The 16,021-nt window shown below is 53.8% G+C and carries 16 protein-coding genes; 6 read left to right on the top strand and 10 right to left on the bottom strand.

The genetic code is table 11. The annotated features are described in order from the left end of the window. Nucleotides 1-10: 10 nt before the first annotated feature. Both pgmB and COHPA_RS0120740 read right to left on the bottom strand, forming a co-directional pair. Entirely contained in the window at nt 11-646 is a 636-nt protein-coding gene (gene pgmB, locus COHPA_RS0120745) for a beta-phosphoglucomutase (protein WP_027088068.1), read from the bottom strand. Continuing rightward, nucleotides 639-2,948 (bottom strand): glycoside hydrolase family 65 protein, encoded by a 2,310-nt coding sequence (locus COHPA_RS0120740; RefSeq protein WP_027088067.1) that lies wholly within the window; start codon nt 2,946-2,948, stop codon nt 639-641. Before COHPA_RS0120740 ends, pgmB begins: the two co-directional genes overlap by 8 nt. A gap of 140 nt (nt 2,949-3,088) precedes the next feature. On the opposite strand from COHPA_RS0120740, the gene COHPA_RS0120735 reads away from it, so the two are divergent. Further along, entirely contained in the window at nt 3,089-3,427 is a 339-nt protein-coding gene (locus tag COHPA_RS0120735) for a L,D-transpeptidase (protein ID WP_027088066.1), read from the top strand. Between the two features lie 16 nt (nt 3,428-3,443). Here the strand turns inward: COHPA_RS0120735 and COHPA_RS0120730 are convergent, their stop codons facing one another. Both COHPA_RS0120730 and rarD read right to left on the bottom strand, forming a co-directional pair. Then, nucleotides 3,444-4,472 (bottom strand): hypothetical protein, encoded by a 1,029-nt coding sequence (locus COHPA_RS0120730; RefSeq protein WP_156926713.1) that lies wholly within the window; start codon nt 4,470-4,472, stop codon nt 3,444-3,446. 102 nt (nt 4,473-4,574) lie between these two features. Further along, nucleotides 4,575-5,453, bottom strand: coding sequence for an EamA family transporter RarD (gene rarD, locus COHPA_RS0120725; RefSeq protein ID WP_035121560.1), 879 nt, complete (start codon nt 5,451-5,453; stop codon nt 4,575-4,577). A gap of 201 nt (nt 5,454-5,654) precedes the next feature. On the opposite strand from rarD, the gene COHPA_RS0120720 reads away from it, so the two are divergent. Together COHPA_RS0120720 and COHPA_RS0120715 are read left to right on the top strand one after the other, a co-directional pair. Continuing rightward, nucleotides 5,655-5,957, top strand: coding sequence for a ferritin-like domain-containing protein (locus tag COHPA_RS0120720; RefSeq protein WP_027088063.1), 303 nt, complete (start codon nt 5,655-5,657; stop codon nt 5,955-5,957). Between the two features lie 56 nt (nt 5,958-6,013). Next, nucleotides 6,014-6,370, top strand: a complete 357-nt coding sequence (locus COHPA_RS0120715; protein ID WP_027088062.1) for a spore coat protein — start codon at nt 6,014-6,016, stop codon at nt 6,368-6,370. A 66-nt stretch (nt 6,371-6,436) separates the two neighbouring features. On the opposite strand, the gene COHPA_RS0120710 is transcribed toward COHPA_RS0120715, so the two are convergent. The 3 genes from COHPA_RS0120710 to COHPA_RS0120700 all read right to left on the bottom strand — a co-directional run bounded on the left by COHPA_RS0120710 (nt 6,437) and on the right by COHPA_RS0120700 (nt 8,917). Further along, nucleotides 6,437-7,939, bottom strand: a complete 1,503-nt coding sequence (locus COHPA_RS0120710) for an RCC1 domain-containing protein (RefSeq protein ID WP_281173030.1) — start codon at nt 7,937-7,939, stop codon at nt 6,437-6,439. Between the two features lie 163 nt (nt 7,940-8,102). Next, nucleotides 8,103-8,336, bottom strand: coding sequence for a hypothetical protein (locus COHPA_RS0120705; protein WP_027088060.1), 234 nt, complete (start codon nt 8,334-8,336; stop codon nt 8,103-8,105). A 230-nt stretch (nt 8,337-8,566) separates the two neighbouring features. Then, nucleotides 8,567-8,917 carry a helix-turn-helix domain-containing protein gene (locus COHPA_RS0120700; RefSeq protein ID WP_027088059.1) on the bottom strand — a complete coding sequence of 117 codons (351 nt, stop codon included), beginning with the start codon at nt 8,915-8,917 and terminating at the stop codon, nt 8,567-8,569. 353 nt (nt 8,918-9,270) lie between these two features. Between COHPA_RS0120700 and COHPA_RS0120695 the strand changes: the two genes are divergently transcribed. After that, complete coding sequence (locus COHPA_RS0120695) at nt 9,271-10,254, top strand: glycoside hydrolase family 43 protein (RefSeq protein WP_027088058.1); 984 nt, start codon at nt 9,271-9,273, stop codon at nt 10,252-10,254. Nucleotides 10,255-10,394: 140 nt separating this feature from the next. Here COHPA_RS0120695 and COHPA_RS0120690 read toward each other — a convergent pair whose 3' ends face one another. After that, on the bottom strand, nt 10,395-10,589 hold the full coding sequence (locus COHPA_RS0120690; RefSeq protein ID WP_027088057.1) for a hypothetical protein: 195 nt from the start codon (nt 10,587-10,589) through the stop codon (nt 10,395-10,397). 573 nt (nt 10,590-11,162) lie between these two features. Between COHPA_RS0120690 and COHPA_RS0120685 the strand changes: the two genes are divergently transcribed. Then, entirely contained in the window at nt 11,163-11,831 is a 669-nt protein-coding gene (locus tag COHPA_RS0120685; RefSeq protein ID WP_027088056.1) for a DUF559 domain-containing protein, read from the top strand. Nucleotides 11,832-12,166: 335 nt separating this feature from the next. Here COHPA_RS0120685 and COHPA_RS0120680 read toward each other — a convergent pair whose 3' ends face one another. Continuing rightward, entirely contained in the window at nt 12,167-12,394 is a 228-nt protein-coding gene (locus COHPA_RS0120680; protein ID WP_027088055.1) for a cold-inducible protein YdjO-related protein, read from the bottom strand. 63 nt (nt 12,395-12,457) lie between these two features. Continuing rightward, nucleotides 12,458-14,350 (bottom strand): hypothetical protein, encoded by a 1,893-nt coding sequence (locus tag COHPA_RS0120675; RefSeq protein ID WP_027088054.1) that lies wholly within the window; start codon nt 14,348-14,350, stop codon nt 12,458-12,460. Nucleotides 14,351-14,484: 134 nt separating this feature from the next. Between COHPA_RS0120675 and COHPA_RS0120665 the strand changes: the two genes are divergently transcribed. After that, complete coding sequence (locus COHPA_RS0120665) at nt 14,485-15,990, top strand: nitrate/nitrite transporter (RefSeq protein ID WP_027088053.1); 1,506 nt, start codon at nt 14,485-14,487, stop codon at nt 15,988-15,990. The last annotated feature ends 31 nt before the right edge of the window (nt 15,991-16,021 follow it).

The raw sequence follows: 16,021 nt of genomic DNA, 5'->3' as shown, positions 1-16,021 counted from the left end.
CTTTCCCCCGTTAAGACACCAACTCGTGAAGCCCGGCAACGACTTCGTCGGCTTCCCCCAGCACGTCGCCGTCGCCGATGCCGACGACGTAGATGCCGGCGGCTTTCGCCGCTTGAACGCCGGCGGCCGCGTCCTCGTATACCGCGCAGTCTCGCGGCGCCAGTCCGAGCGATTCGCAGGCGACGAGGAACACTTCGGGATCAGGCTTCGCCTTGGTCACCTTCGTGCCGTCGATTACCGCGTCGAACATGCCGCTGAGCCCTACGCGCTCCAGGATGAACGCCGCGTTCTTGCTCGCGGAGCCGAGCGCGATCCGAACCCCCTTCGCACGCAACGAGGCCATATACTCCTTCGCCCCGGGCAGAATTTCGGACTCGTCCATGCGGCGAATGTAGTCGAGATACAGCTCGTTCTTGTACGCCGCCATCGCTTCCTTCTCTTCGTCCGGCAACGTGAATCCTCCGAGCTCGAGAATAATGTCCAACGACCGCATCCGGCTTACTCCCTTCAACCGCTCGTTGTCGTGCTCGGTGAACGGAATGCCGCGTTGGTCGGCAAGCCGTCTCCAAGCCAAATAATGATACTTGGCCGTGTCGACGATGACGCCGTCCAAGTCGAATATCGCGCCTTTGATCCGGTTAAGCATGACGCGCACCTCTCTCGGCTTTATTGATCGTCCAGGAGTAAATGGCCCCGGGAGCAACGGATGCCGACTTGCCGTTCGCGATGAACGGCTGTGCGGATTCGTTGCCTGCGTCCGCGCTGACGTGGACCTCCGAACGCGACACTTCGATGCGATAACGTCCGCCTTGGAAGGCGATGCCGAACTTGATCGACCGCCACCCTTCGGGCAGCGCAGGACGAATGCGCACGGCTCCTTCGCCGGCGTCGACGCCGGCGAAGCCGAGCACGGCCGCCATCCAGGCGCCGCCGTTCGCCGCGGGATGCGTCCCGCCGATGTACAGCGTGCCGACGTATTGCTTCGACTCGCCGGTCAAATCGATCGTCGCCGTCCGGAGGAAATAGCGGTAAGCCCAATCCGGATTGCCGATATCCGAAGCGACGAGCGCGTAGATGCATGCGCTTAAGCTGGAGCCGTGCTCCGTGCGCGGTTCGTAGTACTCCCAGTTGGCTCGTTTGACGTTCTGCGAATAACGGCGCTTGAACAGATGCAGCAGGAGCACGACGTCGGCCTGCTTCAGAATTCTCGTCGTCGTCGCCAGCCCGTTGCCTCCGCCCAAATATTCGCTCTCGTTCAGAATGCGGCTTTTGAGCGTCCAGAGATCGACGTCTTCGAGCTTGCGATAGCCGTCGAATTGCTCGATGATCGAGGTTTCCGGATCGGGCCGCGGAACGTAAAGACGCTCCAGCATCTGCTTCAGCATTCGCGCATCCTCGCGGTAATTAAGCTTCGCGATCAGCGACGCGCCGTACTGCGGATGCCTTGCGGCCAGCCATTCCAGCGTCTGCAGCGCGATTTCGATCGTCTTGTGCGCCAATGCGTTCGTGAACGCATTATTATTGACGCGCTCGTGGTATTCGTCGGGACCCGTCACGTCGAGAATTTCGTAACGCTGCTTGTCATGCTTGTAGTAAGCGTACGAATAGAAGAAACGCGCGCACTCCAGGATGACTTCGGCGCCGCCTTCCAGCAGCACGCTCTCGTCGCCCGTGAACTCGTAGTACTGCCAAATTCCGAATGCGGCGTCCGCGCTAATATGAATTTGCTTGTCGCGGAAGTACGTCCGCATCGGCCGATTCGTGAACACGTCCGTAAGGTTGAACAATGTGCAGGCGTCATCCCCGGTATCCTGGCTTTCCCAAGCATAGAAGGCGCCAAGGTAGCCGTACTCGGCCGCTTTCCGGCGCGCTCCGTCCAGCGTGTGCACCCGATACATGACCAAGTTGCGGGCGATCTCGGGCTGCGTGTGGAGGAAGAACGGCAGCATGAACATCTCCGTATCCCAGAATACGGCTCCTTTGTACACTTGGCCCGACAAGCCTCTAGCCGGAATCGAGACGCGCTCGGAATGCGTCGGCGCGATAATGTGCAGCTGATATAAGCTGTAACGAAGCGCGAATTGAGCCTCCTCGTCTCCGTCGATCACGATGTCGGATGCTTCCCATTTCCGTTCCCAATGCGCGCGATGCTCCTGCAGATGCGTCTCGTAGGAGAGCGGCAACGCGGCGTTGACGATGGACAACGCGGTTGTCGCCGACGATTTCCCCTCCGATTCCCCGTAGCTGATGCAGACGTATTTCGTGAAACCGTAAGACACGCCGGGCTCGCAGCGAAGGCGGAATCGCCGGATCGATGATCCGGGGTCCCGGTTCTCCTCGATCCGCCGTGCGCCGACGTTCCATCTCACCGCTTCGGCAACCGTCAATTCCATTCGCAGTTCATGCGTGATCGCGGTTAGTCCGACGATGCCATCCTCGGCCCATACCGTCTTGTTCTCGAGATGGGGACCGTTAATGTCCCATACGTCGCCGTCGATGCCGGTCTCCACGACGATGTCGCATGCCGCTGAAGCAAGGAACTCGTACTTCATCGCGATCAGGTTCAGCTGTTCCATGCTGACGAACCGCTCGGAACGGATTTCGACCGTACCTCCGGAGCGGACCGCGAAAACCGTATCCCGACCGAAGCTCGCCTGCGAGAGATCAAGCGAGTGCGAGTGCCGGGCGACCTCCGAATGCAGTGCGCTAAGCGGCTCGCCATCGCATACGATCCGCGTGAATAATCCGTTCGGCGCGTTAATCGGCTCGCGCCACCCTTCGCCGACTTTGTCGTACAGCCCCGCTACCGTGCTCGCGGTCAATTGCTCCTTCGTATACTCCTCCAGCGTCCCCCTGTACCCGATCGCTCCGTTGCCGATCATGAACTTGTTGCCGTTCATGGCGATCCGGTCCGGATCGAACGCGTTCTCTTCCACTTTCCAGCTCAATTCGTTTCCCCCGCTTTCTATCGATGTTCTAGCTTCATTATGAAAGACATCGATAGGCGGCCCAATGAGCGATTTTACCGAGATGATGGCTAATTCCATGGATTTCGCGAATAATCTGATTACCAAAGGAGAGTGTGCGTATGCCGAAATACCGAATCATCGTCGATCTGTCGGATCGACAGCTGTATTTGCTCGATGGCCATACGGTCGTGCGAGGATTTCCGGTCGGGATCGGCAGGATGGTGACGCGAACGCCCTCCGGAGAATTTACGGTCGTCAACAAACAAGCCCATCCCGGAGGTCCTTACGGAGCCTTCTGGATGGGCTTGTCCAAGCCTCATTATGGGATCCACGGCACGAACGATCCCGCTTCGATCGGCAGGGAGGTCAGCCATGGCTGCATACGAATGTTCAATGAAGACGTGCTGCTGCTGCAATCGCTAGTCCCGATCGGCACGAGGGTCACGATCCGCCCGTAAGGAGGAGCAGCCCCGTTCACTCGATCCAATGCTTGAAGATAAAGATACCGCCGAGCGCAGCCGCCGCCCCCAGCGCGAGGGAGAACAAGAGCTTTAATCCGTATTTGTGAAAGAACCTGGTCATGATGCCGGATTGCTCCAGCCATATGCCGCGAATAAGTTCATTAAACGCCTTATTGTTCGACGATAGCAGCGTTCGGCGGATTTTGCCGTTCTTGAGAGCGCCACGGCCTTCGAAATCGAAGTAGCGAACGAGCGCTTGCTCGAAGGCCGGGGTTAGCTGTATCGGGTTGGCGGCTTTCCATGTCATGAATTCGTATACGACGCTGCTTCGGCTGCCGAAATCGTAGACGTAGGACAGCATTTCGCCGTGCTCGAAATCCCCGTAGCCCAGCTTCGAACGCCGCGAGCTCAACCGTATGTAGAAGGCGTATACGACTCTACGAAATTGCGCGTATTCCAATTGGTCCCATAGCAATCTGCGGAGAAGTTTCTGCGTGAGGTCGAACGGGGCAACTTTCATGTTGTCCAGCTTCGTTACAATATCCTTCTCGTTATAGATACGGCTATCCATAATGAAGCATAGCGCTTCTATGACCTGCCAGTTATCCCGTTCCTCGGCGGCGAGGGCGTTGCCAAGTCTAGCGACTGGCTCTACGACGATCGTTCTTAAGCATTCAAGCTCGGAAGCCGTAAGGTGATTAAGCTCAAGCCTGCCTAGCAAGGTCGCCGCGATCATCGTCTCGAAACGAGCCTTCGCTTCCGCGAACCCCGCGTAACGCCGCGCCAATCCGCCGATGCGATCATGCAACGCTTTCCCGGACTGGATCGGCTCCCGATCCGCTCCGAGCAAAGCGTGTGCCTTGCGCGAGCATAGATCGATCAGGTCATCGTCCGGTTCCGCGGCAGGCGATTGCTCAAGCCAATGATCCATGGCCAGCAATAACGACTTGAGGGTAATCGTCTGTTCCAGCCGTTCGCGCCATGAGCCGGATATGTCGGAATCTTCGGAGAGGTGCCGTTCCATGCGGTGTGCGCCGCTCATTCCAATAGCTCCTTCCTGCTCGATTAACGCGCCGAAATTAACTTCATTCATCATACCGTTCCCGTGCAGAAAATGCCATAGTATCCAAGATCCGTACGGGACTCACGCCGTCCGCAACGATCTGGCCGATTGTACCGAAGCCCAGGCGTAGACGATCAATGCGGACCATATGAGCGTAAAGCTAATGAGGAGCACCGGAGTAATGGTTTCATTGAAGACGAATACGCTTAATCCAAGCGTCAATGTAGGCCCGATATACTGGATGAAGCCGAGCATCGACAGCGGAAGCCTGCTCGCCGCTCGCGCGAAAAACAAAAGCGGAACGGCAGTCGCCACGCCCGACGCCAACAACGCGAGGAAAGTTCCCGTCGGCAAAGACCAAGCATGCGCTTCATGCGAGTAGCCGATGTATAAGAAGTACAAGAGCGCCAACGGCACGACGACCGCCGTTTCCAGCAACAAGCCGTCGGTTGCGTCTACTCTCATCCGCTTTTTCACAAGACCATATAATCCGAAGCTTATAGAGAGCGAAAGCGAGACCCAAGGGAAGCTGCCGTAATCGATGGCGACGAGCAGCACGCCCGAACCCGCGATCGCGATCGCCGCCCATTGACCCGTCGTCGGTTTCTCGCCCAGGAATGCGATCGCCAACACGACGTTGATGAGCGGCGTCAGATAATACCCTAAGCTCGTCTCGATGACATGCCCGTTATTGACGGCCCAGATGAAGATAAGCCAGTTCGAAGTAATGAGAAGACTGCTTGCCGTCAGCGTCAGCAGCGTCGCCCGATTGCCGAGAATCGCGCGGATTTCTTTCCCTCTGCGCTGGACGATGATGAGTCCCGCGACGAATACGAATGACCATACGATACGATGGGACAGAATTTCTCCCGCGCCGATCGTCTCGAACCATCTCCAATACAACGGGAGCAGACCCCACATCGTATAAGCGGCTATTGCGTACAGTAAACCTTTTCTCATGCTGTCCATTCGCCCCATCCTGCATTTTCCACGATATGAACGGAATTATACCACCATCGCTTCTTCCGTAGACATGGAAAATGTTAAGGAAAAGCGCGCGGATGCCGTGGCGGCTTCGTGAGGAATCGATTCTTGTACGGATATTTACGGCTGCGATGGCAAATTATAAAATCGCCTACATCACAATCAAAGGAGCTTTGTATGACGCCGAATACGAGTATGAACGCCGGACAACAGGGCGTGCCGATTCCGTTTCCGCCGCGGGTCATTACGACGAAAGACTTATCCTATCTGAAAGACGCGCTTTCGTGGGAGCTGAACGCGTTCAAGAAGCTGCACCATTTCGCCGGAGAGGCGAAGGATCCGCAGATCAAGCAAGCGCTCGACAGCGCGGGGCGGATGCATCAAGCGCACTACGAACAGCTGCTTAAGCATCTGCAAATCGACAACAACGCCGCCATGGCCGGACTGCCGCAGCAGCAAGCACAGCAGCTCTCGCACTGAAGGGCGAGTCAGGTCGAGCCTGACGAATATTCTATTTTATCGAGGAGGACGAACCGATGCCAAGCCAGAGCCAGAGCCAGAATCAAATCGCGAACCCGCAGACGGGACAGCTGCCGACGGTCAAAGGTCCGGAGATGAACGACCGGGATTACGTGAACGATGCGCTTAGCACCTGCAAATATTTGACAGACAGCCTGAATATCGCCGTCAAGGAAGCAAGCCACAACGAGCTGCATGCCGACTTCCAGCGCCTATTGAACGAAACGCACCAAAGCACTCGCGAACTATACAATCTCATGTTCCAGAAAGGCTGGTACAAGCTGGAGGCCGAGGACCAGCAGAAGCTGCAGACGACGTACCAGCAGTTCAGCGGTTATTCGTCGCAGTACCCGTATCCGGCAGGCGCGCAATAAAACGAGGGCTGTCCCTCAGTCGTGATTGACTGACGGACAGCCCTTGTTCGCTCTAACGCTTTTCGGTTATTTAGACGGAATTAATCGCAAATCGGTATTGTCCGGCAATTGAAAGATTTTCTTCGGCTGCGCGAAAATAGACTCGGACTGGGGAGACTTTCTGTCATCCCCGTCCACGGTGACGACTCTGAACTCATATGGTTTGAATGGACTGTATGCGAGTCCATTCACCGTATAGGAATAGGTTCCCGAGTTATTCCCGCTCAATATAATCGTAGCAACCGTCTTGAAAGGGCCGGTACTTCCCTCTCTCATTAATACGATATTGGACTTGGGATAAGGCACGTCCGAATTCCATGTCAACGTCACCTGACCCTCTCCCGCCGCAGCCTTCAGATTATATGGAGGACTCGGCGCATATTCTTCGAGCTTGAAGCCTCTCGGATAAGGAATAAATACGTTGGGCGACGGGCCGGATTGGTTCACGTCGTTCAATCCCCAAGCCCACAGTCGCCCGGAACTCGTCACGGCTAACGAATGCAGATCGCCTGCCGCTATCGATTTGATGCTGATAGGAGTTTCAATCGTTGTCGGCACTTCATGGACAGCAAGATCAGCATACAGATCGTCATTCGTCATTTCGCAGCCCCAGATGCGAATTTTGCCGTCTTTGCCAAGCGCAAGATTGTGAACGTCGCCCGCCGAGATCGCGACGATATCGCTCAGGCCTTCTACTTGAAGGGGCGTGTTACTAGATGCGATTTCCGAAGGTTTCCTGCCGAGCGCGCCGCAACTATTGGTACCCCACGCATAAACAGTACCGTCATACTTTAACGCGAGCGTATGCATTCCGCCTGCGGCGATCGATTTAACGTCATCTATACCGTACACCGAAGCCGGCGTATCCCAAAATTCGTCCGTCATGCCTATACCCAATTGGCCTTTATCGTTCGCGCCCCAAGCAACCAAAGTCCGATCGGCCTTAATGGCAACCGTGTGGTAATAACCGGCGGCAACTTCCTGCACGCTTTCATTGCCAGGAAAGTAAGGAACTTGCCTAGGAATATGGAAATCACGGTAATGGGTATCCCTTGCAGAGAAATCAGAATAGTTTTTGCCGAATTCCCAAAGCGTGCCGTCGTTTTTCAGCACGACCGAGTATAGATAGCCCGCCGCCGCAGACTTTATGTTGCTGATGCCGGGGATTTTCTTAGGCATCGACGTTGCGAACAGCTCAACCGAATCAATGCCGAGTTGGTCTTCGGAGTTATCGCCTACCCCCCATAGATCGCCATCTTTCACGATAAGCGTATGCGATCGGCCAGCCGATAAGGACGATACGCCGGTAAGTTCGAGTTTGAGCGGACCGCTATCGTATGGGGTATCGATGCGCGGTAAGGCGGGTATATAATAACGATTATTTCCCCCCCAGGACCACAACGAGCCATCCTCGCCCAACGCGTAAGATCGGTTTAGACCTGTTGCAACGGATTTAATCTTCGGAAATGCCGCCGCCGCGTCTCGCGACCCAATAACGGTTACGGCGCTTGAGCCTATAACCGCGCACATTGCGAGCTTAATTGCTAGACTCGCTTTCTTCCTCATCCTGCTTCTCATTTATTTCTCTCCTTTATCCTTTTATCGAATGTCAAAGACATCCAAAGTGATATATCGGAGTAAAATAAACAAAATTTATATATTTTATGTATTTTTTATTTAAATTTACTTTTTTTTAATAATGAAGAGGGCGATAAAAGTTAACCGCTGAGTATTCTCGCCCCGTTCGTCCAAGCCCAATGCCAAGCTCCATAGTTACGACGACATCGTCGCCGGTCACGCGAACAGCCGTATTCACGGCACGCTCGTAGTCTTCGGTCGGCAGCCGCGCCTCCGCATCCAGCGCCAAATCCGGGTCGATGGCCGCAGCCTCGCAAAACTCGTTCCAATCGTACCCTTGCGCCGCCATCGAATTTGAAGTACGTTTATCGCGAACGATTCCCCGGTGTGGTATTATCGATTATTCATGCGCAACGCCGGTCAGCGCTTGGCCAGAGGCGCCGATAAATTTCGTTGTCTCGCTATCGCTTTGCTGACGGCAGAAGTAGTATTGGACGGCGGGATTCGTTTCGGGAGGAGAAGATTAGACGAAAGACAAGAGGAGAGTCAAGAATGGCCCAAGCGTTCTACAAACGCTTGCTAGCCTTCCTTCTTAACGTTCGATAACGATTCTTTGACTAAGGCGTTAATCATATGGATCGATCTCTTCTTCATCTCCCCGTCCATCCGTTTAAGCAAATACAGAATCTCGTTCAAATCCTGCTCCTCGGAAGGCTCCTTGACCGCTTGCGGGTCTTCCCCCACAAGCAGATAGTCTACGGACACATTGAAGAAAGCTGCCAGCTTGATGATCGTCTCATAGACGGGTTGCCGGCTATTGCTCTCGTAATGGCTATAAGCCGAGCGCGTAATGCCGATAAATTGCGCTACCTCCGTTTGAGATATTCTTCGGCAATGCCGCAACGTCCTTAGACGCGCCCCCAAATTCATTTTATCACCTCAAATTCTGACAAAAATGTTATAACCGCGTAGGCCGGCGGGTTCTTGCAAACCCCATATATCGATTAATACTGATTTCTTTATAATTGATACAAAACGTATCCACAATCTCAACATTATGCTACATTTCGATTGGTGTCAATACAAAATGTATCATTATTAAAGCGATTTCATTTTTTAAACAACTCGGATCTCATCCATGCTGCTTGTGTATCGCGAATATTCTAAACATTTTAGAGTGTTAAACATAATTTTGTAGGGTTAAAACCCCTTGCTTGTCTGATACTATAGGGTGGATACGCTTCTAAACTTCGACAATGGGTACAGACTAAGGAGGAACTTAGATGGCAGACGCTACAAAACGTAATGAACCGATCGTCAAGCATATGTATACCGCGGACCCTTCCGCTCACGTATTCGAAGGAAAAATTTATATTTATCCTTCTCATGATCTGGATAATAATAATGTGATTAACGACAACGGCGACCAATACGATATGGAAGATTACCACGTCCTGTCCATGGAAGACGAAGGCGCGCCATGCGTAGACCACGGCGAAGCGCTTCACGTTCGCGACGTTCCGTGGGCCAGCAAGCAAATGTGGGCGCCGGATGCCGCTTTCAAGAACAATACGTATTACCTGTTCTTCCCTGCTAGAGACAAAGAAGGGATCTTCAGAATCGGCGTTGCGACGAGCGCGTCCCCGTCCGGCCCGTTCAAAGCCGAGGAGAATTATATCCCGGGCAGCTTCAGTATCGACCCTGCCGTATTCGTCGACGACGACGGCAAGTCGTACATGTACTTCGGCGGCCTATGGGGCGGTCAGTTGGAGAAATGGCAGACCGGAACGTTCCTGCCTGAAGAAACGGGTCCTACCGGCAATGAGCCGGCACTCGGACCTCGCGTGGCCGAGCTAAGCGACGATATGCTGTCGTTCAAGAACGCGCCGCAAGAAATTTCGATCGTCGATGGAGACGGCAAGCCTCTGACGGCCGGCGACGAGGATCGCAGATATTTCGAAGGTCCTTGGGTGCATAAGCATAACGGTTACTACTACTTGTCCTACTCGACCGGTTCGACGCACAAGCTTGTGTACGCGATCAGCAAAAATCCGATGGGCCCTTACGTATACCAAGGCGTAATCCTTACCCCGGTTATCGGATGGACGACCCACCACTCGATTATTCAATTCAAAGACAAATGGTACCTGTTCTACCACGACAGCTCTTTGTCCGGCGGCATCGATAACAAACGTTCGGTGAAATTTACCGAGCTGAAGTACAATCCGGACGGCACCATTCAGACGATCGACCCTTATAACAACTAGTTGGAATAGAACGGCCGAGCGGTGTAAACTAACCGCTCGGCCGTTTTTCGTTAGGTTACTCGTTCCGTTCATCCACGTTCTCTTTATTTCCCTCCAATTGTTCGATAGAAATTAGTTCATCTCATGCAGGCGTTCGATCGCTAACCGGTCTTCGAACACCCGTCTTCCGTCTTGCATACGATCGCGTACCGGATTCCTTCTGCCCCCGCTTCGTCCGACTGGGACGGTGTATCCCGGACCGCGGAGACGATTAGCGCAATGCCGATCGAAATCGCAACAATCGTTAAAGCAATGATCCAGAAAAGTTTTTCGTCCTTGTCGCGCCCAGCATTCACAATAATCGCAGCCCCCTATTCTCTTAAATTGACTTACCAGTACCTCCAACAGACTAATGCCCCCCTAAATACTGTCAATGACCGGAGTCCGAATTGCAAACTAGATTAAATAAAATGTCGATCTCGCATAGGGAGCGGGATGATTGTACGGCGTCGTAGCAGCGTGATCGCAAGCGGCGATCGTGCCTCTGGTGCGAAGGGGAGAAACGTGATCGCAGCGGCGATCGTGCCTCTGGTGCGAAGGGGAGAAGCGTTTAAATGTAGGATTCCTGCAAAAGTGCGGTTATTTGAGCCCCAGGCTCAGTCTAGCGAAAAACACCTGCGATAATACTGTTAATATTCTAAACTTCCAACTAACAGCCGATTTTTTTATCGATCGCCTGTACTTTCGCATTTACTGGACATCGGCAATACCGGTTTGTTCAAAGACCTGCATATTTGCATTTATTGCCACGATACACCTAGTCAGACCAACGAATATGCGCTACAATACACGCAACGAGACGAAGAACGTCCCGCTCCATCATTCTGTGGAGCCGGGACGTTTTTTTCATTATGGAGGTGTTGGAGATCATGTCGTTCGAACAAGCTCATCCTGCCTTTATTCAATACCATCTCTCTAAACGTTCAGGCGAACGCAGGGGGAGATTGGAGCGCGGGCATCGGGAGGCCGAGCAACAATTCTGCCGCAAGGTATGGTGGGAACTGCAGGGTAACTTCGACAATCTGCATCCCGAATACGAAGTGCTCGATTGGCGGGGTCAATCCTATTTCTGCGACTTTGTATGGATAACGTTAGCCGTGAAGCTCATTATCGAGATCAAAGGATTCGGTCCGCATGTTCGCGACATGGATAGGCAAAAGTACTGCAACGAGTTAAACCGTGAAACCTTCTTAACCGCAATGGGGTATCAGGTCATATCCTTCTCCTACGACGATGTAGCCAATCGCCCCGATATTTGCGTTATGTTGCTCCGAATGCTAATTAGCAGATATCGTACGCAAACTCCGAATCCTCAAAGAATGAGTCTGTACGAGAAAGAACTGATCCGGCTTGCGTTCCAGCTCGCACGTCCGATTCGCCCGATCGACGCAGAGAATCACCTCCGCATCAATCACCGTACCGCTGTTCGCACGCTGCAATCACTGTGTTCCAAAGGTTATTTCATTGCTGTAACAGGTGCATCCGGGCAGAAAATCGTTCGTTATGAGGTGCGTCTTGGCGCTATGCAGTGTCTATAGGAGGTGTAAAAGTGCACCTGTCTTACCGCGTCTTTGAGCGAAACCAATATTGACCTGCAAAAGTACAATTATTCCTCTCGTTTCACGCGTACTCGAAGTTTTTTAGTGATTTTAAATGCACTTTTGCAGGAACACCTTAGAATGAAGGGATGTACAAGTCAGTAGATGTAATTTTGCAGCTTCGGGTGCCTCTCCCGGCGTGCGTTTATGGGGTCGAAGGCGGCGTGTGTCACACATCGTAGAAGGATGGTTACCGCACACCGCTTACTTCCGATCGGTACAAGAAAAGCAGCCCTTTGGGGCTGCTTTCCTTGAAACACACAAACACATAATCGCTAGCTCAACCAAGAATCCGCCGAATCCTTCGGTTTCTTCGCGGCCTTATGCTTTTTGATCAGTTTGGGCAAATGCTTGATTCCTCGCACCATCGTTCCTTTGCACATCGGACATTCCGGAGAAGGCGAGTTCGCTAGTTCTTCCCTGATCCACGCTTTGCACGATTGGTCCCGGCAGCGCCAGATCGGAACCGGCGCCAAGTCCGGTTTAGCGACATCCGTTGCCATAGGTTCTCCACCTCCGCGCAAGTAAGATACCCGCCGCAGACGGCTTCCATTCGCTAAATCCGGCTATTCGTCGTTCAGCGCGAATTTGTAATTCGACATCGTAAATTTGCCCGCTTCGTACGCGACATCCGCGTTCACGTACCCGATAAACATCGGCGACGGAAAATCTTCCAAGAACACGCCGACGCCGAATCGCGCCTTTAATCGGTCTTTGTCCGTATCAAAATGAACGATGCTGCCGAACCAGATTCTATCCTGAACGAACCCCGAATTATCCGATTCATATTCCTTTAGGCTGACTTTATGGGTTGTACCGCCGATCTTGACTTCGCCGAACCATTCTCCGGACTCCGTTGTCGTCCGAAACCCGATGCCGGCTTGCTCGAGCTGCTCCAAGTAGTCCTCCTCATGGAAAATAACGTCCTTCACCGGGTTGTCGTTGATTTCGACGATATGCAGCTCATCGACGGCGACACCCGTGCCCGATCCGATATTCAGATTGACGAACAGCTCCTCTTGGCCGTCCTTGTCGTAATCCCGAACATCCATGGCGGGCATAACTTGCCTCGGGGTCGTATATTCCCAATCATAGGCGTACACCCGGTCTTCGACGTGCAGATCCGCGCCGTTCTCTCTGCCGTACAGAAAGATGCCGCGTTCCGGAAGCGCGGCAACTAACGTCTCCGTGAATTCGGGCGATAGCTCCGCGTCACTATGAACATTCAAGTCCATCATTGTCCGCTTCTTGATATCGTACACGTAATTTCCGACGTAATTTTCGGAATTCTGACCCATCCAAGTGAACGTCACGTTCACATGGGTATCGTCCACCCAATCCGCGAATTTAAAATAAGGGTCCGGACGATTGTCCGATACGGTCGTCTTGCCCTTCCACTGCTTGGCTACGTCATCCATGCCGGGCAGGGAAAACTCGGAACCGTCCTTCGCGTCCACGACGACCGTTCCTCCCCATATGCGCGCCTCGTGGTAGACCGAGACGTAGCGGCTATCCGGGGACCACTTAAACTCCTGAACGTAATACCCCGGCATCGACCAGATCGTAGCTCCCGAAGATTGGTCGATAAGCCGTATCCCTTCGACGGGATAAAGCCCGGCAGCCGTGATTCCTTTGTTCTCGCCATAGGTTTCGATGACGAACTTGCCGTCCGGGGATTTCTTCGACGTCTGATTGGCGATCGGTTCCAAAAACTCCCGTTCGCTCGTTAGCAGCGTCTTGACCTCGGTGGTCGCGGTCGCTCCGAAGCTAAGCGCGTCGGTTGCGGGATAATAAGCAAACCGCACGGAGGTACCGTCCGTCAGCTCGATGCGAAATAGACGATCTCCCTCGGACGTGTCCAGCGTTAGCTTCTTGGGATCGACGTAAGGGAGCTCGAGCGCTTTGACGACGAACAACTCGGCGTTAGCCTGAGGCAACTCCCGTACCGTCTGGCCGTTCGAGCGGTCTTCCTCGATGATGGCTTTCACTTTGCCGGCGACATCGAGCACTTCTTCGACGCTGCTCGCGTTCGGATTATCGTTGATTTGATACATGCGCCCGCCAGCGATAAGACGGAACGAGGTCTTGTAGCCTTTCATCGCGTAGATCGTCGTTCCTGCGGACAGGAACGACGCATCCCCGTTCGCGGGGACATGCTCGAGGCATGCGTTGCCGTACATCGTATAACCCACTTCTCCGACAGGGTCGCCGGCAAGCCTATCTGCTTGGTTTCCGGAATCGTTAGAAAACTCGGTATCGGCGTAGTACATCCTATCGTTTAACTTCACGAAATCGATGTAGTCGACGTTCGCGTCCGTCGTGCATTCCGACTCGCTTGGCGAGACGCTACCGCTTGAGCTAGGCGATGCTTCCGGCGTTTCTTGCCTATTGTCTGCGCAGCCCCCGGTTACCCATGTAATGACGCATGCTAATCCGATGACTTGGATTAATTTCGACACGAATCTCACCCCACCGTATTAGACGCGAACGGGGGCGATGCAGTTGCTAGATTTCGGAAATTTTCTGGAGATGATATTCGTTGCGCCACAGGAAATAATATGGCGTATCAACGACAATCGAGGGATGTATCGCGATGAACAAGAACATTCAACTGCCCCTGCAGACCGCAAGCTTAACGCTCGGCTTTATGGCCTGGGTCATTCTGTCTTCCTTAATGCCGTCCATTAAAGAAGATATCGCTCTGACGTCCGGGCAGCTCGCCTGGGTAACGGCCACTCCCGTCTTGCTTGGCTCCGTGCTGCGCGTGCCCGTCGGTTACTGGACGAATCGGTACGGAGCGAGGCCGGCGTTCGCGATCGGATTCGTGCTGCTGATCGCGCCGATCTTATGGCTCGGCCTGATCGCCGACACGTTCTTCGGATTGATCGTCGGCGGGTTTTTCTTGGGCATCGGCGGAGCGCTCTTCTCCATCGGCGTTACCTCGTTGCCGAAGTATTACCCGAAAGAAAAACACGGCTTCGTCAACGGAATTTACGGAGTCGGCAATTTGGGAACGGCCATCTCGACGTTCGGCGCGCCGGTAGCCGCGATTTCGCTCGGCTGGAGGCGCACCATTCTTCTCTATATCGTACTGCTGGTGCTGTTCGCGCTATTGAACGGGTTCCTTGGCGATTCCAAGGAACAGAAGAGCAACGTGTCGTTATCGACCCAGATCCGGTCGGTGTACCGCAACGAAAAGCTGTGGCTGCTGTGCTTGTTCTATTTTATTACGTTCGGCAGCTTCGTCGCGTTCACCGTCTATCTGCCCAATTTCCTCGTCTCGCACTTTGGTCTCTCGAAAGTGGACGCCGGCCTGCGAACGGCCGGATTTATCGGCGTAGCTACGCTGTTCCGGCCGATCGGAGGCTGGCTCGGGGACAAATTCAATCCGTTTACGATTCTCATGGCGGTATTCGCCGGATTAACGGTATCGGCGATTCTGCTGTCCTTCGCTCCGAACATGGGATGGTACACCGCAAGCTGCTTGACGATCGCGGTGTGCGCCGGCACCGGGAACGGGACGATATTCAAGCTCGTGCCGATGTATTTCGCCAAGCAAGCGGGCATCGCGAACGGAATCATCTCCATGATGGGGGGATTGGGAGGTTTTTTCCCCCCGCTCGTTCTAACCCTTATCTTCAATGCCACCGGACAATACGCCATCGGGTTTATGGCGCTGGCCCAGTTCGCGCTCGCCAACTTGATCCTCGTGTCCTGGATGTATTATCAAGACAAGCTGTCGGTATACGCCAACATCGTCAAATCCACCGAGCAAGGCGTCATGATTACCGACCCTGACGGCGTAATCGTGTCCGTGAACGACTCCTTCACCAAGCTTACCGGTTATACGCGGCAAGAGGTCCTGGGCCAAAATCCGAGCATATTGAAATCCGGGCGGCAAAGCAAAGACTTCTATGACCGCATGTGGGATTCGATACGCGACACCGGCTCGTGGCAGGGGGAGATATGGAACCGCAAGAAGAACGGCGACGTCTATCTCGAATGGCTGACGATCAGCAGCATCCGAGGCGACTCCGGCGACCTGAAGCAATATGCGGCGCTGTTCAGCGACATCACGGCTTTTCGCAGATCGGAATAGCGATAGGCAAAGCACGAAGATCGCCTTCCTT

Source organism: Cohnella panacarvi Gsoil 349 (assembly GCF_000515335.1).
Lineage (GTDB): Bacteria > Bacillota > Bacilli > Paenibacillales > Paenibacillaceae > Cohnella > Cohnella panacarvi.
This window is presented reverse-complemented; position numbering and strand designations above follow the sequence as displayed.